The sequence below is a fragment of the Methylobacterium mesophilicum genome (assembly GCF_036441335.1).
Classification (GTDB): domain Bacteria; phylum Pseudomonadota; class Alphaproteobacteria; order Rhizobiales; family Beijerinckiaceae; genus Methylobacterium; species Methylobacterium mesophilicum_B.
In genome coordinates this window covers 22,414-42,759 of sequence record NZ_MLBW01000039.1, presented here as the reverse complement: position 1 = coordinate 42,759, position 20,346 = coordinate 22,414, and the positions used below count along the sequence as shown (strand labels likewise).

8 protein-coding genes and 2 pseudogenes are annotated in these 20,346 nt (G+C 59.2%); 6 read left to right on the top strand and 4 right to left on the bottom strand.

The features are described from left to right. The first annotated feature begins 494 nt into the window (after positions 1-494). Together MMR14E_RS28645 and MMR14E_RS28640 are read left to right on the top strand one after the other, a co-directional pair. Entirely contained in the window at positions 495-1,916 is a 1,422-nt protein-coding gene (locus MMR14E_RS28645) for a hypothetical protein (RefSeq protein ID WP_331319007.1), read from the top strand. Positions 1,917-1,918: 2 nt separating this feature from the next. Then, positions 1,919-2,896, top strand: coding sequence for a hypothetical protein (locus tag MMR14E_RS28640; RefSeq protein ID WP_331319005.1), 978 nt, complete (start codon positions 1,919-1,921; stop codon positions 2,894-2,896). Positions 2,897-2,942: 46 nt separating this feature from the next. Here the strand turns inward: MMR14E_RS28640 and MMR14E_RS28635 are convergent. Together MMR14E_RS28635 and MMR14E_RS28630 are read right to left on the bottom strand one after the other, a co-directional pair. Continuing rightward, positions 2,943-3,686: pseudogene (locus MMR14E_RS28635) on the bottom strand (IS5 family transposase). A 276-nt stretch (positions 3,687-3,962) separates the two neighbouring features. Beyond that, positions 3,963-5,750: a prenyltransferase/squalene oxidase repeat-containing protein gene (locus tag MMR14E_RS28630; RefSeq protein ID WP_331319004.1), complete on the bottom strand. Its 1,788-nt coding sequence runs from the start codon at positions 5,748-5,750 to the stop codon at positions 3,963-3,965. A 552-nt stretch (positions 5,751-6,302) separates the two neighbouring features. On the opposite strand from MMR14E_RS28630, the gene MMR14E_RS28625 reads away from it, so the two are divergent. Further along, the gene (locus tag MMR14E_RS28625; RefSeq protein WP_331319003.1) at positions 6,303-6,950 is read left to right on the top strand and encodes an HD domain-containing protein; all 648 of its coding nucleotides are present in this window, start codon (positions 6,303-6,305) and stop codon (positions 6,948-6,950) included. Positions 6,951-7,374: 424 nt separating this feature from the next. Here the strand turns inward: MMR14E_RS28625 and MMR14E_RS28620 are convergent. Both MMR14E_RS28620 and MMR14E_RS28615 read right to left on the bottom strand, forming a co-directional pair. Further along, a pseudogene (locus MMR14E_RS28620) lies at positions 7,375-7,735 on the bottom strand (IS66 family transposase); the annotation flags it as partial. 115 nt (positions 7,736-7,850) lie between these two features. Beyond that, positions 7,851-8,522: an NUDIX hydrolase gene (locus tag MMR14E_RS28615; RefSeq protein ID WP_331319002.1), complete on the bottom strand. Its 672-nt coding sequence runs from the start codon at positions 8,520-8,522 to the stop codon at positions 7,851-7,853. A gap of 442 nt (positions 8,523-8,964) precedes the next feature. Between MMR14E_RS28615 and MMR14E_RS28610 the strand changes: the two genes are divergently transcribed. From MMR14E_RS28610 to MMR14E_RS28600, 3 genes are all read left to right on the top strand, one after another. Next, complete coding sequence (locus MMR14E_RS28610; RefSeq protein WP_331319000.1) at positions 8,965-12,657, top strand: AAA family ATPase; 3,693 nt, start codon at positions 8,965-8,967, stop codon at positions 12,655-12,657. Between the two features lie 542 nt (positions 12,658-13,199). Next, positions 13,200-16,358, top strand: coding sequence for a DISARM system SNF2-like helicase DrmD (gene drmD, locus MMR14E_RS28605; RefSeq protein ID WP_331318998.1), 3,159 nt, complete (start codon positions 13,200-13,202; stop codon positions 16,356-16,358). A 20-nt stretch (positions 16,359-16,378) separates the two neighbouring features. Continuing rightward, a complete protein-coding gene (locus MMR14E_RS28600) occupies positions 16,379-20,332 on the top strand; it encodes an Eco57I restriction-modification methylase domain-containing protein (protein WP_331318997.1) in 3,954 nt (1,317 codons plus the stop codon). The last annotated feature ends 14 nt before the right edge of the window (positions 20,333-20,346 follow it).

The following is a 20,346-nucleotide window of genomic DNA, read 5'->3' as shown; positions in this document are numbered from 1 at the left end:
TGCTGGCGAATCTGGTCGAGGCCCCGCCGGGATTAGATATTCCGTTCGGATAAATAACCGTAACACTGTTTGCACCACGTTTGCTCATGACTAAAACACGGAGGGGCCGGACCAGGTCAGAGATAGCTTAACAGATATACGCATTACCGCAAACAACAGGTAGCGCAAGTCAATCTAGCGTGCTACCGTGAACTCCGTCGTATGCATGTAGTCCTGTGATGGCTTGGCTTTGCCCATAACGTAGATGGAGGCACGCGACATGCCGAACGAGGAAAAGACAAAAACTGAACTTCAGATTGGATCAGACCAAAACGAGTCTGCGAGATCGCTAGTCATCTCGGGCGAAGTTGGCGATCTTCACAACGATCCACAGAAAATACATCAGCTGTTAGACTTGCTTAGTCTTCCTAAAGGGACACGGGTAAAGGTCGTAACTACGGCCACTTCCGTCATCGTTCGCTAGTAGAATAAGATTGCGGTGACGGAGGGAAGTGATGTCAGATTTGCATACGATGGTACTTCGTCCTGAGGTCCGGCTCGAAGAGGCCAATGGCTTAACATCAATTTCCTTCGCTCACTGGCAAGTAGAGCTCCCTTCCGACGAGTTGAAAGCGAGCGCCCCTCTGCTTGATCTCCTACAGAGGCGAGAGATCAATCCTGGCTTGGTTGACGAGCGTGTCAAAGGGCTTGTCACGCTGCTAGAAGCTCAAGGTTGCTTTCTTCCAGCGCCGCCGAGGCGGATGACCGAGCGGTCGCTCCTAAAGCTCTTTCAACCTCTGCGTTCGCAGCTCTACGCCGAATACTATGCCCACCCAGCGTGGGAGCGCCTCAGAACTGGTCAGGCCAGTCGGGGGGAGCTAACAGCCTGGATGATCCATAATTACCATATTTCACGATCGGCTGGAGTGATTGCAGCTAGAATGGCGTTGGCGACGAGCGATCCTGATCTGCGAGAATTCTTCCGCGAAGACGCGTTAGAGGAATACTGGCACTGCGATGCTTTTTATTTTGTAAATCAAGCGGGCGCGCGCCTTCTTGCATCCGATGTGAAATCTTATGTGCCGCTCCCAGCCTCAACGGCATTTGAAGATCATGCGCTTCGGGTGGCCGAAGAAATGCCGCTTGGTCACCTGCTCATAGCATATTTCCAGGAATCGAGCATTATATTTCGCCACGATAGCGAGCATTTTTACGACGCCGTCGAGAAAAACTATGGGCTTCCGAATGCTTTCGTCGGCTGGCGAAAGCATATGACGCTCGATTTAGATCACGATCATGCAGGCGAATTGGAGGCCCGCTTCGATGACGAGCGGGTAGTTTTAGTTGCTGAGGCGGCTGCTGCCATCCGAGCTGTCCAGCTTGCGCACTTTTACCTGCTCAGCGCATTGGATCAGATCGCCGCGCATGCTGACGTAGACGACGCTTTGGCTCCTCGCCTGCCATCAACAATGGCTAATCGTATCTCTACCCAAGATCGTCACGGTGAAGGTTCGCTAAGCTGCGATGCCGGGAGCTATCTCGTGACAGCAATGAGAGAAGGCGCTTATCGCGCGCTCGCGCTTGCGCGGACGCACGATCAGATTATCGCAACAGGGAGACTGGCCTCCTGCTTGCACGACACGCTTTCAAGGAGCGGCTTTGCGGCTCCCGATGACCCTTGGCTTGCCGCTTGTAGAAACTATATAATCGAGAGGGCTGTCGAGCCGGACGTCTTTATAAATTTGGCGCCAGTTTTAGCGACCAAGATTGCAGAGCGTTGCCCAGAGCTAAGCGACCAGGCTGCTAAAGTTCTTGCGGTTTCGTTGCCGCGAGTTGAGCGTCAGGGCAATCTCATAGCTGAATTCCGCCTAGAAGAACTAATATCGTTGGCTACGACTGGTAAATCCTTAGCGGCCTTGGCTTTGTCCGGAGGATGATTGTGGAGCGCGGCGACTGGTTTGATTTACGTGGGAATTACCGCGTCCAGAGCAAGCGTCAACATAGCTTATCTCGGTTGAGTGGCCATTGGGCTACGCTTGATTCGGCCGATTTGAACTCTGCCGCGGTCAACGCTCATTTACGCTTGGATCCGCAATGGCGTGGGCAGGCTAAGCTCGAAATCCGGCCTGCCTTGGTTGAGCGGCGCGCTGGCGAGTTCGCGAAGGAACCTGACATACTTTACAAGCGGAGTAATTTCATACGTAGCGAAAGAAGCGAAACTATGCCTTCGGACATCATCGATGTTCGTAAGGCATTGAATCGATGGAGACAGCGGCGCAGCTTCACGTCCAGCTTGCTGGGTCATGAGGTTATGTTGGTAATAGAAAAACTAATTGGCGACATCGAACAAATTTCGGCGATCGAATACTATGTACACGAAGCCGGTCATTGCATAGGTTACGACACAGACAGCAAATACCGGGACGGATACTTCAAAGTAGGCGGGAAAACGGTGTGGCCGCTTGTCTACATAGAGGAATTTCGGGCGGACCTTCTCGGTTTCGGTTTTGCTGCTTCACTCCTGCCGTCGAAAACAGCTTCGTCGGTCTTCTTTTACAATGTTCTTCTCCGGCTGAGTAGCCATATCGAAGGGGTCAGACAGTACGGCCATCATCCCTATGGCGTGATACCATTCCTTCTCTACGCGACACTACGTCGGTCTGGCTTACTCGGCGCGCCCTTAGACAACGGTGGCAGCATGGTTCTCAATATAACGACGTTTACCCCGGAGAAAATTGTCCAGTACGCGCACCAATATGCCGCCCTGGCGAGATCTGAAGCGGTTGAGCTGGACGCTGAGGATGGATCCGATGCTGCGATTCGCGCAGCGCTGTTTTACCGGTCCCTCTTACACCAAAAAATTGTCGATGAGTTCGATGCAGTTGTTAAATCGATTTTGATTGATTGCCCGCATTGAGTGTTGGGGTTGGGTATCGGTTGCGGCGGTGGAGTAGGTCGCGGACTCATAAGGCACGCAGCCAGACACGCAGGGCTGCGAGTTTGACGCCGGCCAGGAAGTTGTCGGGATCCTTGTCGTAGCGGGTAGCGACGGCTCGGAAGTGCTTGATCGTGCTGAAGAAGCGCTCAACCAGGTTGCGGTACTTGTACAGGAACGGGCTGAACGCCAGCACCTGCTTGCGGTTGGACATCGGCTTCACGTTCGCCCACGCGCCCTGCTCCGCCATCCGGGCGCGTAGCGCGTCACTGTCGTATGCTCGGTCGCCCAGCAGGATCTGACCGTGGCCTAACCCGCCCAGCATGTCGACCGCCGCGCGCCCGTCATGCGCTTGGCCTCCGGTGATCTTGAGGGCCACCGGACGGCCCTCGGCATCCACCAGCGCGTGGATCTTGCTCGTCAGGCCGCCGCGCGAGCGACCCATGCCACCGGATCGACCGTCTTTTTTTTTGGGCGCAGGCGGCATGTTGGTGAACCCGCACGCTGGTGGCGTCGATCATCTGCAGGTCGCCGTCGTAAGCCTTTGACCGCATCCAGAAGCCGATCCTAGATGCCGCGCTTGCGCCAGCGTCGAAAGCGGTTGCCGCGGGCCGTAGCGCGCCGGGATGTCGGCCCAGGGTGCGCCCGTGCGCAGCCGCCAGAAGATGCCGTTCAGCACCCGCCGGCTGCGGCGTCGCCCGCGTCGCCCCGCACGCGACGGGATCGAGCATCCAGACCGGGCCTCCTGTAAGCGTGCCGCTGGCGCGTCCATGAGCATGCAGCGCGCGGCCGTACCTGCTGCGCGCTCGATCACCTCGTGAAGGCGAACCGCACGCCCGGCCCACGGATAACCCCCGTAGACGGCCGTCACAGTCCGAGAACTTGCACAGGCTTTGGACGACAAACGTGGTCAACTCCCCAAACAGCGGAAGACCCACACTCACGCCGGACCAAGGCAATGGGGGACGTCTGTCAAAATCTCGTCCCCTGACGTGCCGACTTTCTGTAAACGGGTAGGAGGGTCCAGCCCACACGAAAAGGTGAAGATTCAAATCCCCTCTAGATAAGGTATCAATATTCGGGCCGAAATATAATCAATAATAACCGCCTTCTTGCCTCGCGCCTCCGGCGTATGGTCTTTTGAGAGATCCGAATGTGTAACTTCCAATTTTTCGTCTATACTCCTAATGTAATCTGTTGCGAAATGGACCGGAGAAAAACGTACTTGATGCGTCGACAACCGGTTATTGGTTTCAATAGCTCGAGCAATCTTGGAAACCTCATTATCGATCGTCTCTATGCAAAGTTCAGTGAGGACCGCTCGCTGATGAAAATCTTCTTCTAAAACTGTGGGAACCGAGACATGTCGGCCAGCGCGTTGGCTTTTATGATACTCGGCCAGATAATTACGGAGCCCCTTGATATTTGCCTGTAGTCGAGTATGGTCAACTATGAAGTAGTCACGGCCAAAGAACACTGTATTGTAGATATCATCGTTAGCAGTCAGAGTCCCGAGTTTCGCAAAATATATTATCTCCTTCGTCTGCAGCTTGCAAAGGCGCTCTGCGAGCACCTCCGATATCGACCCCCAGAATGAAAATTTCACCCCAAGAAAGTTTACCACTGTTCCAGTTGATTTGTTGCGGTAACGTGTGGACAAATAGAATTTGTTTTCGAAGAAGGCAGATCCATCGGCGCGAGGGACGAGCTCGAATTTTCCGGCTGCCTTAAGGTGCCCTTCTAACTCGTCAACATAGCCGATAACGACAACATCTCCGGGCTCAACAAACTCCTCGCCAAGTTCGGTCCACGCTGCCGCCTTCGCCTCAACGAGCGGGTACCTCACTATATTGAATTGAGAATGATAGTCGTACTTTAGTTCAGCGGCAGCATGCCGGATTAAGCTCGCATATTGAAGCACGTAATCTCGGCCAGGAAAGACGGCGCAGACAAGATCAACTGCCGTATCATTTTGTCGCTGAGCCCAATAGAAACGTGGCCTGATGGTATTAAAACGCTTGACGGGTCGGTCGGGGCCAGGCTGCTTATGCGGCGGATTAAACTCGATTTCTTTCAAGTTTTCATATTGAAACCAATCCGGATGCTCCTCCAAATGTTCGGACCAGCAGCCGAGCACTACGATATGATTATCCTTCGAGAGGGCCTTTTTTATCTCTTCGGTCGGAAGTTTTTTTCCAACATATTTTGGAACAGCATCTGCCATCGTCGCATCTAAGGGGCGAACCAATGGAAAAGGCACTATCGCGTCCAACGGAAAACAATAGAATTCTTTTAGATTCACGACTTCGGAATACGGAGGAGGTTCTAGTTCTTTGAGGTGGTCAAGCTGACGGAATACGTGCATACGTCGCGAACCAGTGCTCACCTCGATTCGGTCTTCCAGGCTGTTGATAGCTTGCACAAAGGCTTGAAGCCCTAGCATGCTGTAGCAGGTCACCCAGTTTAATGGACTAATGCGTCCGTTGACCGGCGGCAGTCCCCACCCTCCCGGCGACCCAATCTGCCGATCGCAAATAAATTCTACAGCTTTGATAATCCTTGCGTCTTGAGGCGAGATGAAACCGCAGGACAACAATGCAAGGATTATATTACCTGTCGCGTCCGGACTTTCTGACATTCCGTGCCAATCGGTCCACGAGCCGTCCGTGCTTTGCCTCGACAACAAAAATTTGCACGCCTTTCGGAACACAACCTCCGGGAACTCCAGGCTCCAGAGTTTAGTCACATCAAGCAGAGCCACGATGGCAAAGGCAGTAAAGCATGGATCGGACTTAAGTCCTGATACTTGCGGCCAACCACCATCTGAATTGCGCATTCCAAGAAGCGTCGAACAAGCGTCCGGCAATATCAAGGATGGAAGGTAGGTTCGATCACTCCGACAGAGCGCTCTAATTGCAGCCGCCGTGCTATACAATTTTGTACTATTAAACCGGCGCGAGAGTGGCCACCCGTTTTCATATAGTCCACACAAATAAGACAACCCCCGTTTAAAACTCAAATCTTGAGGGCCGAGATGATGGCCAAGAGCAATAAGCACGTCTCCGGTGGCTCCGACATCATTCTTCAGCTCGTATGTAGCAGTCCCCCATGATCCATTTGGCAGCTGTTCAGCTTTCAGCCATGCTAAAGCACCAAATATAGAGTCCCTGAATTCGTGCGCGGGAAGGTGGTATACTATGTGTCCGGTTGGCCACGGGTCTACGGCATCGCCAGGAGCGTTGCCCCAAGCTCTACGATGGCTCGTAGTCTGGTTGATGAGGAACGCATATGCAGACGACAGGCAGCGCCGTGCTCTGCTCTCTATCTCTCGCATCGCTGACGATTCCGTGCTATCAAAGCGGAGGGCTTATATTTCAGGTGGTTGGCTTTGGACAATACGTATGAGTCGTTCCTGGAAGCTCGGCTTCAGGAGGAAGTTCTGCGTGTCCCGTCCGATGCGGCGCATGACATCGGCCATCTTAGCCGAGTGTGGCGTACCTGCAGGAAGATCGTACAACTTGATCATACCGAGGTGGACATCCAAGTTTTAATGGCTTCTGCGTACCTTCATGATGTCGTTCACATCCCTAAAGGCTCGAATCAACGCTCTAAAGCCTCGGCTTTGTCGGCAAAAGTTGCTGTCGAGATTCTTACGAGATTAAATTTTCCCGAGAAGAAGTTGCCGGACGTAGCTCACGCTATTGAGGCGCACAGTTTCTCGGCAGGTATAGAGACTAGAAGCACAGAAGCAAAAATCTTGCAAGACAGCGACCGGCTCGAAGCTCTCGGCGCCATTGGTATAGCCAGAGCCTTTGCGGTCGGCGGGAGCTTGGGTTCCCAGTTGTTCCATTCAAGCGATCCCTTAGCTTGTGCTCGTGACCTGGATGACGGTAAATACATTTTGGATCACTTTTTCGTGAAACTGCGCAAGTTGCCGGAGCTTATGAACACACCGGGTGGCAAAACAATAGCAGAAGACAGGCTGGCATTTATGGAGACCTTTGTTGACGAGCTCGTGGCCGAAATGAACGTGTAGCTCGCGCCTGTTTGACAGCATCAAAAAACTTACTTTGCTAGCGCGGACGGCTTTTTAATAAGTTTCGTTCTCATGTCCGGCTGCGCTTTGTTGCGCGTCCATGCCGTCTACTCAGTACCACATTCAACCATAATGCCGGGGTGCTGCCATCCCGATATCTGTCGGAGCTTAAGCTGTTCGAGTTCGCTAATCATCGGCTTTGCCTAAGCAACCGTTCTCACTTTTCTGTTTTGTAAAAGTGCGACTGTTGGATGGCCATTCTGCTCTAAAGCGGTCGCTGCGTCGATCGCGTTTGTTCGCCGTTGACATGATGTCACAAACACAGATGAGATGGGAAGTTTTGATCGCGGATTTAGACTTCAGAGATGGCCGCTTGCGGCTCGCCTATTAAGCGATGTAGCGCTCAGAGATCCACACCGCGGGCCGAAGGGCTTCGCACCGTGAGCCGCTGATGCCGGGTGACGATCGGTTCCACCTCGGGCAACTCGATCCGCTCGGCGACGCTAAGCGATCTCGGCGGGGAGATCACCGCGTAGAGTGCTGCCACGCCATGAGCAGCGATCGGGACGATGGTCAACAACCTCGTCGGCATCCCCGCAGAGCAACCGGCTATTGCACTTGTGAGCCGGCGTGGAATCTCCGGGCCTGGCCTGTACGCCTCGCTCCTGGCGATCGGTGGAGGGTTGGCGTCAAAGAGGTGCGCGAGGTGTCGAAAGGCGCTGCAGCCGCAGCACCAGCTCGATCAGTTCCTCCGTACTCAGGCGTTCCAGCTCGCTGCCGCACATCCCACGAGGGAGTCAACTAAATCGGCTCCTGGCAAGACGCGCCGCAGGGGCCCCACATCGGCCTCTCGCCAGCGCCCCCCACTCGCGCGCACTCAAAGGGTAATTACCTCGGCATCTATTCACCTTCTCGGGCATGTGCTTGAATCATCATAATTATTCTTGAGTACATGGTTACCACGTCATCGAACGGGCGGACATCCATTTCCATCCGAGTAAGCTCATCATACGACGCCCATCGAGCATGGTATATTGATGAGTTCGATATTATTTCTTCCCTAGATGCAAATTTACAGACATAGATAAAATCGTAGTGCGATCTTACGCCCCCTCGCTGCCGTCGGTGCTCACGTTGAACAGCGTATGGTCTTGGAACTTCTTCTACAAGATCCGAAACCGGTCTATATGTAGCATGAAAAATAGGGTGATATTCAAAATTTACGATTCCGGTTTCTTCCCTCAATCTATTTGCCACAGCTTGATCCGGTGTTTCTCCATATTTTAACCGGCCCCCAGGCGGCAGATAACGTCTATGATAAGGATGTTTTATTAGAAGCAGCCGGTTGTCATTGCCTAGAAAATAAACCAGCGCTGCAAATCGGCCAAAATATAGGTAGTTTATTATCATTTGTGCCGTTCGATATATAAAGTATCCTAGGACTGAAACAGCAAGTGCAATTGAGACCCACTTAGAGAGCTCCGGGGCCATCGCGCCCATTATGTTGCTCGCAATATTAACTGCGAATCCTACGATCACGGCCCCCAGAACGAATCTATCTCCGCTATTCATGATATTTTGTCCTGCATATTCCAACCGGATATGAAGTTAGGTCGCCGGCATTTTACATTCGAATTTTCAATTACGACCACGAGCGTCTGATTTTATTCGCTAGCAAGCGCAAGTGATTCCCGTGGATCTAGCTTTGCTGGCCGGTGAGCAAATGAGCGGTTTTAGTCGCTTTTCGCTGCCGACTGAACAGCTGCATTTACTCGATGGTGCTCTGAAACGGACCGTCGCAAATCCACCTATTAGCTACATTCCGGCGTGTCCGTACCTTCCCTGGATGTAGTCGTCCATTCAAGTGGCTTTGAGATTGTGAACTGCTGAATCAGTAGCAGCTAGCCTGAACCGCCGCAGGTTTTGTAGCGGCCAGCCCCCTTCCTCGATCGCTTCCGATTAAGGATTCCCAGCTTAGAGACGTCCCTTCGGCAGGCGCTGAGGAGAGAAGGCCGTGGTGCATCATTTGACGATGCGAGTGGCGTGGCACGGCTCGCGTTGGAACGGGCGCGTCTGTCCCGCGCCATCATCCAATTCGTTCTGTGTGGCCCTCGACCGCATTCGTGAAGAGAAGGACGACGACGCGCTGGATGAGATCGCCGCCGTAGGCTGGGACGAGCTGACGCCGGAGCAGCTCCCGCCGTGCAAGGCCGAATCAGGAGCCTTCATGAACGAGCGTCCCTGGATTCGCCGATTCAAGCACCCCTATGCGACCATCAAGAAAGCGGCCGACACGCACGGCGTACTGAAGTCGACCATTGTCAAGGTCCCGGAATACGCGGCGTTCGCGGTGCCGTTCGGCTGGATGCTCAAGAGCGAGCAGACGGCGATCGATGCGAAGCTACCCTCACCACTGCCGCCGGATGAGAAGTCGCCTTTCGCAAGTCCCTGGGTGTTCGGCCGAGCCCGGCAGGCCGCACTTCTTGATCTTGTATTCGATCGGCTGAAGCCTGAACACTCCCTGGTCTTCTTCTATTGCAAGGAGGGCCAGCCGCTTGGTGACACTATCTCCCGGCTCATCGTCGGTGTCGGCCGGATCGAGAAGATCACAGCGACCAAGCATTATGACGTGCAGCCCGGTAAACCGACCTACCCAATGTGGGATCGGCTGCTGCGGCATTCGATCCGGCCGGACGGGACGGATGGATTCCTATTTCCTTATCATGAGTACCTTGAGCCGACGGGCGATGCCGCCGAGGACGAGCGGCGGCGACGCTTGTTGGAGGAGATCGCGGTCTCGCCCGACCCCGCCCACATGCGGGTCTACTCCTTCGCGGCCGAGTTGGCACCGACTGATGTAGCTCTCTCGACGCTGATCCGCTGCCTCGATGCAGTCCGAACAATCCGCGCGCACGGCATCGCCAAAGGTCCGTGGGAGCGCCGCGAGGAGTGGCTCAACAGCCAGATCGGTTTGGCCTGGACTGACCGCGGGGCTTTCCCGGGGGTCGGATCGGCGTTGGAGGCGCTTGGAATGCGGCTCGGTACCGCGCTCAGCCTCGAACTGCTGGCCACCGGAGCCCTCGCTAGCGACGATGACCCGTGGCCAGTCGTTGACGCCCTGCTGCACGGCAAGCAGAAGCCGCCGCAAGCGGCCTACGTATCCGACCTTGAGGCGGTCCGGCAGACCTGGATTAATCTGCCTGAAGAGCGTCGAGCGCTGCTTAAGCTGCTGTCTCGCATGTCTCTGACACCGGGACAGGCTCTCCGATGGTTCGATCCCGCAAAGCGCAGGGGTGCGACCACGAGCAGCGTCAACGACGCCGAAATACTTGCGAATCCCTATCGCATGGCAGAGGTCGATCTCGGCGACGCTAGGGAGACCGCAATCTCGATCGGAGTCATTGACCGCGGCGTCCTGCCTGATGCCACCGTCGCGGCCAAACACCCGCTGCCAGAGCCGTCGCGGATGACCTCGATCAACGATCCACGTCGCTTTCGCGCGGCGATCGTTGCGGTGCTGCGGCGCGCTGCAGACAATGGTGACGCCCTCCTCAGCGCGACGGAAGCGCTGGACAGGGTCGGAACTATCGATCTTGCCCATCCCTGCATGATCGGTTCGGACTGGCCTTCAGCCAATGCCGCGGGTCTAGCCGGCGTCATTGAGATCGTAGACGTAAGGAGCGGTGAACCGGATGCACCGCCGATCACAGCGCTTCAGCTGAACGATCTGAAGATGCGCGAGGATCGCCTGCGCTCGCTCATGAGCAAGCGGGCAGGGCGCGCGGCCAATGTCATCGCCGCCGATTGGAAGGCACTTCTCGTTACAGCGATCGAGAAAGCGGGTGGCGCCTACGATCCGAGTAACACCCGACACGCCCTCGCGATCAACGAGCAGGCGGTGGCACTAGGCCGTCTCACCAGCCGCCGCCTCACCGCGCTCGTAGGGCGGGCGGGCACAGGCAAAACATCGGTCATGGGAGCGTTGCTGCTCAACGATGAGCTCGCGCGTGGTGGGATCCTATTGCTGGCGCCCACCGGCAAAGCGCGCGTCAGGCTCGGAAAGGCCGCGCGGGGCGACGCGAAGACCGTCGCGCAATTCTTGAACGAACTCGGACGTTACGACGGAGCCCGCCAGCGTCCTCGCTTCACCGGCGAGGAGAAGCACCGCAAGGAACGCACCGTCGTCATCGACGAATGCTCGATGCTGACAATGGACGACCTAGTCGCCGTATTCGAAGCCCTCGATCTCGCACACGTTCAGCGGATCATCTTGGTGGGCGACCCGAACCAGCTGCCGCCAATTGGGGTCGGCCGCCCCTTCGCCGATCTGGTCACCTTCTTAGAGACGACGGAGGCGAAAGATGTGGCGGGTGTGGCGCTAGGCGATGCGCTGGCGCGGCTGACAGTCGAAGTACGCGCCGTGGCGGGTGCCGACGATCCATCGGACACGCTTCGCCTCGCTTCCTGGTTCACGCGCGAACCTCAGCCGGTCGATGCGGATCGCGTCCTCAGCGATCTCGAGCTCGGGCGTCCGTTCAACGACCTTGACCTGCTCTTCTGGCAGACCGCGGAAGACTTGCGGACGCGTCTTGGCGAAGCGTTCCAGCGGCACCTCGGGATGGCGAGCGCGGTGGACACGATCGGCTTCAACGCATCGCTCGGAATTGATGAGAAGGGGTGGGTTCCGTTCGACGACCCCGACGGCTCCGAGCGTTGGCAGATCCTGTCGCCTGTGCGGCTCCATCCTTATGGAGTTCACGACGTAAACCGCTGGACGCAGCGCCGCTTCCGCGCGCGTGAGCTCAAGGCCGCGGAGAATCCCTGGGTGATCAGCCTGGGCGACGAGAGCATCGTCATCCGCGACAAGGTGATTCAAGTCGCCAATCAATGGCGAGATGCTTATGATGGATCGGCACCGGACAAGCATTATGTCGCGAACGGTGAGGTCGGCCTAGTGGCCGGCGGCAAGTCGCCATGGCTTAATACGCTCTTTGCCGGCCGCCCAAACCTCACTTTCGGGTATAGCGGTCGTGATTTTCCCGGGGGCTCGGGACCGCTGGAGCTTGCTTACGCGATCACGGTCCACAAATCGCAAGGAAGCGAATTCCAAAAGGTCTTCGTGATGCTACCAAAAAACTGTCGACCACTGTCGCGTGAACTCCTCTACACGGCACTAACTCGGTCGCGACGCCAGCTCGTTCTGCTCGTCGAGGGAGAAAATGCCTCAGTGCTGTTTGACTACACTAGACCCGAGAAGTCGGAGACCGCACGACGGAACACCAATCTGTTTCAGGGCGTGCTTCGGCGAGCCGAATCCGAGGTGCCTTACGCCGAGAACCTAATTCATCGCACGGAGAAGGGGCACCTCGTGCGGAGCAAGTCCGAGCTGGTCATCGCCAACATGCTTTTCCAGTCTGGCACAGATTATGAGTATGAGCGGGTGCTCGAAGGCGACGTCGAGCCCGGTCGGCTTCGTCCGGACTTCTCCTTCGTGAGCGCTGATGGCGATCTAGTCCTCTGGGAGCATCTCGGGATGATGCAGCGGGAGGATTATCGCAAAGGTTGGGAGTGGAAGCAGCGCTGGTACGAGGCGAACGGCTTCACGCTCGGGCAGAACCTGTTCACATCCGAGGACGACGAGCGCGGTGGGCTGGACTCGTCCATCTTGCGGACAACTATAGCCCAGATTCAGGAGCAGCTCGAGTGAACAAGGCCCCATCCAGCACGGCCGCGCATGAACTTCCGCAAGTGCCGCGATCAGCTCTGAGGTGGATTGTAGTTTGAGTTTCGAGCGCTCCTTAAGCGATTATCGGCATCAGAGGTACGCCGCCTGAAGCCGAACCTTCCCGAACCGAATCCGTTCAACGTGAACCGCCTGCAAAGCCACTTTTAGCAGCCGACAAGACTGCGCAGGCCTCTAGGATAACCATGCCGAGCGACGGCGGCTCCTACTGCCTTCTCGCAAAACTATCCGTTGGGTTCCGGCCACTGTCGACTGCTCAAGCCCCCCCTCGATCAGCACCTAGGGCGTCCCACGCATTGCTCCGCACTCCGGCCGTCTCGCACAGCGACAACCTGGCACCAGTTTCGGACGAAGATGCCAAGCAAGCGGAATCGAAGCTTGACGGTGATAACATCCTTAACTTACAGAGGATAGAAAAAGAGGACATCCTCCAAAGTCCGAAGCTGCGGTGTAAATTTCTCGTATTTTTACAGTATAAGATTGTTATATAGTCGAAAAGTCGCAAGATGAATCTGGTTCCCACAGGCTTTCGGCCGGTCACCCTCAAATGCTTGGCCGGATCATTCGTCAAAGCGCGGTCCAAAACCTGGCTCGTGGAGAGCGTCGAGGAGGCCAATGGAGTTCCTCTAGTCGATCTCGTTTCGGTCGACGATGATTCCCAAGGCGAGACACTGCGTCTGACGCTCTCACCTGAGATTGGCGTCGAAATCATCGACTCGCAAGACTGGGCGCCGCTCCTACATACTTCGTTCGAGGGACCTGACCGGCTCGGCGCCTTCCTGCGCGCCACGGAGTGGCGCACCGCCTCAGCAGCGGACCGCAAGCTGTTCCAAGCCCCGTTTCGCGCCGGCATCCGGCTCGATGCCTATCAGCTCCTGCCGCTCGCCAAGGCCCTCGACTTGCCGCGCGTGAACCTGCTCATTGCGGACGACGTCGGACTCGGCAAGACCGTTGAGGCCGGGCTGATCGTGCGCGAGCTGCTGCTGCGGCGGCGGATCGACTTCGCGGTCGTGGCCGCCCCCGCCTCGATGCTGCTGCAGTGGCAAGACGAGTTGGCTCAGAAGTTCGGCCTCGATTTCACCATCGTCGATCGTGAGCACCTGCTCGACACGCGTCGCAGCCGCGGCTTCGCGGCTAATCCTTGGAGCATCGGTTCGCGCTTCATCGTTTCGCATAGCGTGCTGGCGGATGACACGTACATAGGGGGTCTGCGGGATCTACTGGGCGAATTCCGCGGGCGCTCGCTGTTCATCCTCGACGAGGCCCACCACGCCGCGCCCTCTGCGGGGGCGGCGTGGGCCGTCGAGAGCCAGATGACCCGGTCAGTGCGCCAGGTCGCTCGGCGCTTCGAGCACCGGCTGTTCCTCTCCGCCACGCCCCACAACGGGCACTCGAACTCCTTCGCCACGCTGCTGGAGATCCTCGACCCGCAGCGCTTCCACCGCGGCATCGCGGTTGAGCCCGAAGACCTCGCGCCCGTGATGGTCCGACGCCTGAAGGATGACCTGCGGCGCTTGGGGCAGCCCTTCCCCGAGCGCGTCGTCGAGCCGATCCGCATCGCGGACCTCCCGCCTGACGCGCCGGAGCTGCGGCTCTCCGAAATGCTGGAGGAGTACCGCGCCTCGGCTGAGGGCGGGGCGCGGGCCCGCTTCCTGTTCGCTAACCTGCAGCAGCGGCTATTCTCCTCAATCGCGGCCTTCGATCGCACGCTCGCCACTCACCGTCGCACACTCCTGCGCAAACGCGTCGAGGAGGGCGGGCCGGCGCCCGAGGTCGCGGAGGACGACGACCTACTCGGCAGCGCCACCGAGGGCGCACGAGGCGAGCTCGGCGACATCGACGCGGCCATCGCCCACGTCGACCGCATGCTCGCGGTCACACGGGCCGCGCGCGACCTGCCAGACGCCCGCGTCGAGAAGCTCCTCGACTGGATCGAGGCCGAGATGCTCGACGGCCGCCAGCGCTGGCGCGACCGCCGCCTGATCCTGTTCACCGAGTGGGACGATACCCGGCGCTGGCTAGTGGAGCGCCTGAAAGAGGGCCTGCTGCAGCGCAGCCGGGGCGCGATCGACCTCGATGGGCGCATCCTGGTCTTCACGGGCCAGACAGGCCTAGAGGAGCGCGACCGCATCAAGATCGCGTTTAACGCGCCCTTCGCGAACGAGCCGGTACGCATCCTCGTCTGCACCGACGCAGCACGCGAGGGGCTGAACCTGCAGGCCCGCTGCCGCGACCTCATCCACGTCGACCTGCCCTGGAATCCGTCGCGGCTCGAACAACGCAACGGCCGCATCGACCGCAAGCTGCAACCCGCCAAGACGGTGAGCTGCCGCTACTTCGTCTACGACCAGCGCGAGGAGGACCGCGTCCTCGACGCGCTGGTGCGCAAGACCGAAACCATCCGGCGCGAACTCGGCGCCTCAGGCGAGGTGCTGCGCCTGAACATCGAAGGGCGGCTGGCGCGCGGTGGCATTCGGCGCGGCGAGGCGGCTCGCCTCGCGCGGGAGATCGAGGGCGAGACGTCGCGCCGCACGGCGCTCGCTGAGCGGGAACTCGGCGAGGCGCAGGAGCGCCGGATCGCGCGTCTGAAGGAGGAGCAGGAGCGCCTTCACGCCGCCCTAGAGCGCGCGAAGAAGCGCGTCGGCGTCGCGGGCGCGGACATCCGCCGCGTCGTCGAGATTGCGCTAGCACAGGATGGGGCGGCCTTGCAGCCGGGCGGGTTCAGCGTGGCCGAGGCGACGCTGCTCGACCCCGAGCAGGCCGCCTTCGCTAAGGATCCAAGCTGGGCCTCGCTGTTCGACGAACTCCGTCCCGGCCGGCCCGCCCGCCCAAAGGACCGAGCGCGCTGGCGCCGTGAGACCCCCGTGCGCGGCCTCGTGTTCGACCCGCCCCTCGTAGCTGAGGGCGAGCCCGAGCCGCAGGACGTGGTGCAGCTCCACTTGGAGCACCGGCTGGTGCGGCGCCTAATCTCGCGCTTCGCGAGCCAAGGCTTTCGCGCCTCGGTCGGGCGCGTCACGGCAATGGTCGCGCGCGACCCCCGTATGCGCGTGGTGCTGATCGGCCGTTTATCGCTGTTCGGGCCAGGTGCGCGCCGGCTGCACGAGGAGATCATCCCGGTCACCGCGCAGTGGCGCGACGTCCGGCGCGAGACCGAGCCGCTAGTCCCCTACGCGGAGACCGGCGAGGCGACCACGATCGCCGAACTCGACGAGGCCCTGCGCCGCGGAGTCTCGCCTAGCGAGGGCGTGTTGGCGCGACTGCGCGCGAGCGTCGCGGCCGACATCGCGGACCTGCGCCCGCATCTCGAAGCTCGCGCTGAAGCAGCCGAAGCGGCAGCGGTGGCCGACCTCGCCGAGAACGGGGAGCGGGAAGCTGGGGCGCTAGCAGATCTGCTGCGGCGGCAAATCGAGAAGGTGCGCGAGGCGATGCGCGACGCGCAGGCTCCCGCCCAGTTCGAACTCGACCTCGCCTCCGCGGAAGACCGCCAGCAGCGCGAGCGGGAACTACGCCAATTCGAGGCCGACCGGCGCTCCTGGGACGACAAGCTTCTTCGCCTTCAGAACGACCTCGACGCCGAGCCTCTGGCCGTACGTGAGGGCTACGCCGTGCGGGCCCGCCAGCTCGAACCCCTCGGCCTCATTTATCTTTGGCCCGCGACGAACTGAGCCGCGCGGGAAGGACGCTCATGATCGACCACACCCGCCTGGATGACACCGCGGAATGGCTCAACTACCTCCAGCCGGAGGGGCTCGTCGTCGGTGCAAACGTGCTGCGCGAGCGCGAGCTCTCGCCCGTCCGCCAGACCGCACCGGACACCGATGAGGCCGCACGGGCCCTCGGTCTGCCATCGGGCGCCGAGCGCGAGGACGATCGACACTTCGTACTCGCCGATCCCTGGCGCTTCTTCGAGAAGGTCTTGGGCTGGCCGGCGAAGCTGGTCGCGGGGGCGCCAGGTGGGCCCGCCCTCCCAGCCGACCTCGCTCGGACGGTGCCCGAGCACGGCACGTTCCTCGAACCTGCCATGGCGCTGCTCTGGAACGGACCGGGCGAGGAGGGCGTGCCGGCTCAAGCGCTAGTGGCGCTCCACCCGGACCTCGACCCGGACGGCCGCCACTTGTTTGGGGCCGGCGAGTGGGAGGCGAGCCCGCATGCGCGGCTGGAACGGCTGGTGCGCGAGACCGGGATCGGCGTCGGCGTGCTCGTCGCCCGCAACTGCCTGCGGCTGATCTACGCCCCGCGCGGCGAGACGGCGGGCTGGCTCACCTTTCCGCTCGCGGCGCTCGGCCGCGTCGAGGGCCGCCCGATGCTCGCCGGGCTGAAGCTCTGCCTCGGGCGCCGGGCCTTCTTCACCGGCGCGCCCGAGACGCGGCTGCGCGCTTTACTCAAGGCCTCGAGGGAGGCGCAGGACAAGGTCTCAGAGAAGCTCTCGGGCCAAGTGCTCGGAGCCCTGCATGAGCTGCTGCGCGGCCTGCACCGGGCCGACCCGGAGGGAGTCGAGGCGCTGGTCTTGCGTGACTCGCACCACCTCTATGAGGGCTTGCTCGTCTGCCTGATGCGGCTCGTCTTTTTGCTCTATGCGGAGGACCGCGACCTGCTGCCGTCCTCCTCCGAGGTGCGCCTGCGTCAGCTCTGGGAGAGTGGCTACTCGATCCGCACGCTCTACGCGCGGCTTCTCGCCGACGAGGCGCTCAATCCCGATACGATGGATCAACGCCGCGGCGGCTGGGGCCAGCTCCTCGCGGTGTTCCGCCTCGTCCACGGTGGGCATCCGGGCTGGGTGACAGGGCGCGGCGGCAAGCTGTTCGATCCCGACGTCTTCCCGTTCCTGGAGGGCCGCGCGCCGGGCCAGCCACGCGATGCCGCGCGGGTACTGCCGGTCTCGGATGGCACGGTGCTGCGCATCCTGCACGGGCTGATGACGGTGGAGGGCCGCAGCCAGGCGGGCGAGCGCATCCGCGAGCGTCTGTCCTACCGAGCGCTCGACGTCGAGAGCATCGGCTCGGTCTACGAGACCGTGATGGGCTTCACGGCCCTGCGCGCCGAGGAGCGCATGATCGCACTCCGAGACGAGAAGCGGCTGCCGGCCTTCGTCGGGCTCGACAGCCTGCTCGCGCAAAAACCGGCCGAGCGCCAGAAGTGGCTCAAGGAGCGCGCGGTTAAGCTCTCGGCCAAGCAGCAGAGGGGCGTGAAGGACGCAACCGACGCCTCGGGGCTCATCGCTGCCCTCGGCTCCGCCATTGACGAGCGCGCTTCACCGGACGTCGTGCCGCTAGCGCCCGGCGCGCCCTACCTGCAGCCGACTGAGGAGCGGCGCCGCTCCGGCTCACACTACACTCCGCGCTCGCTCACCGAGCCGATCGTGCGCCACGCCCTCGAACCCGCCTTTGCGCGCATCGGCACGGACGCTGCGCCCGAGTCGGTGCTCTCCCTCAAGGTGCTCGACCCGGCCTGCGGCTCCGGCGCCTTCCTGGTCGAGGCCTGCCGCCAACTTGGCGCCCGGCTCGAACAGGCCTGGACAATGCACCCGGCCGAGAAGCCACCGATTCCGGCCGACGAGGATGAAGCCACGCATGCGTGCCGACTCGTCGCTCAGAAGTGCCTCTACGGCGTCGATCGCAACCCAATGGCCGTGGACCTTGCGCGCCTTTCGCTCTGGCTCGCGACGCTGGCCCGCGAGCACGAGTTTAGCTTCCTCGACCATGCGCTGAAGAGCGGTGACAGTCTTGTCGGGCTTACGCGACGCGAAATCCAGGCCGTCCACTGGGACGCCTCAAAACCCGGCCTGCCGCTTTTCCGTGGTATGATCGAAAAGGCTGTCGCTAAGGCGCTCGAAGGACGCGAGGCGATCCGCAACGCGGCCGACGACGTGGCGCTCGCGGTTCAGACCGCGCGCCACCGCCGCGTTGAGCACGAGGTCGAGCCGGCCCGCATTGTCGGCGACGCGGTTATTGCAACTTTCTTCTCGTCCGAGAAGCCGCGAGCGCGTGAAATCGAGCGGCAGAAAGTCGAGAGTTGGATTGCGGCCGAGTCGCAGCCTGACTGGGACCAACTGCAAGCAACAGCGAAATTATTCCGCGCACAGCAGGGATGGCGGCCGTTCCATTGGGAAATCGAATTTCCAGAAGTCTTCGCGCGCAACAATCCGGGCTTCGATGCGATCGTTGGCAATCCACCATTTCTGGGAGGTCTAAAAGTATCAAATCACCTTGGCATGAGGTATTTTGAGTGGCTCACATCGGTAAACAAGGTTAAGGGCCACACCGCAGATCTGGTCGCATATTTTTTGCGAAGATCATATGGGCTACTAAATCAGTTTGGCGCCTTTGGACTACTAGCGACGAATACAGTCTCGCAAGGAGATACGCGCGAGGCTGGATTGGAAAAGGTCATTTATGATGGCGGAACAATTTTTAGAGCTATTCGTCGACTTAAGTGGCCTGGGGAAGCAGCTGTAATCGTAAGCGCGATTCATATTGCTCGCGGCAAAACATATGTGCCCGCAAAAATGCTGAATGGAACGCGAGTACAGCGCATTACACCCTTTTTGTTAAGCGATGGACCTAGCCAAAAACCTAGCAGCCTAGAGTCCAACGCTGGAAAATTTTCTCAAGGAACAAATATTCGCTCTCCTGGCTTCTTGTTCGGCGATAATGGCGAGCCCTCCACGCTGGCAGATCTCGAGCGTATTCGCGCATACGATCCGGTCTCTGCCTCACGCATCTACCCATACCTTGGCGGATCCGAGATAAACTCGAGCCCAACTCATGAAGGCAACAGATTTGTCATAAACGTTAGCGATATATCTAGTCCCGAAGAACTTAAATTTTGGCCATCACTCGAGGAGATTATTCGGGCTAAGGTGAAGCCGGAAAGAGATGCTCTGGGCAACAATCCCAACAACATTCCTCTAAAGCGGCGCTGGTGGGCATACCATGCCGAACGCCGCGCGTTCTATGAACGCATAAAGCTATGCACGTCTGTTCTGGTGAACTCTCAAGTAAGTCCGCATCTGTCTTTTGCAATCCAGCAAGCCGGCAAGATATGGGGAAATACTACAAATATTTTCTTGCTAGAGAAATTCGCGCCATTCTGTGTTGTGCAATCAAGGATTCATGAAATCTGGGCGAGATTTTTTGCCTCCTCAATGAAAGACGACCTGCGCTACGCCCCCACCGACTGCTTCGAGACCTTCCCGTTCCCGCTCTGCTATGAGTCAGATCAGACCCTCGAAGTTGCTGGCCAGATTTATCATGATTATCGCGCTGCCCTCATGATTGAGGCTGACGAAGGCATGACGAAGACTTACAATCGCTTCCACGATAGCGAGGAGCGTTTGCCTGCCATCGCGCGCCTGCGCGAGCTGCACGACGCGATGGACCGCGCCGTGCTGCGCGCATACGGCTGGGACGAACTCGCCGAGACACTGCGGCCGGAATTTCTGACGCCGGAGATCGAGGACGACCACACCTATCAGGGCCGATACTTCTGGCCGGCCGAACAGCGGGACCTCGTCCTCGCACGCCTGCTCGCCCTCAATGCTGAACGCCACGCTGAGGAGATCGCGGCTGGGATCGCGCCATCGCGTGGACGGAAAACCGCGGATGAGGCTGAGGGCCAGGACGTATTCGACCTGATGTAATCATCTTCAGGTTG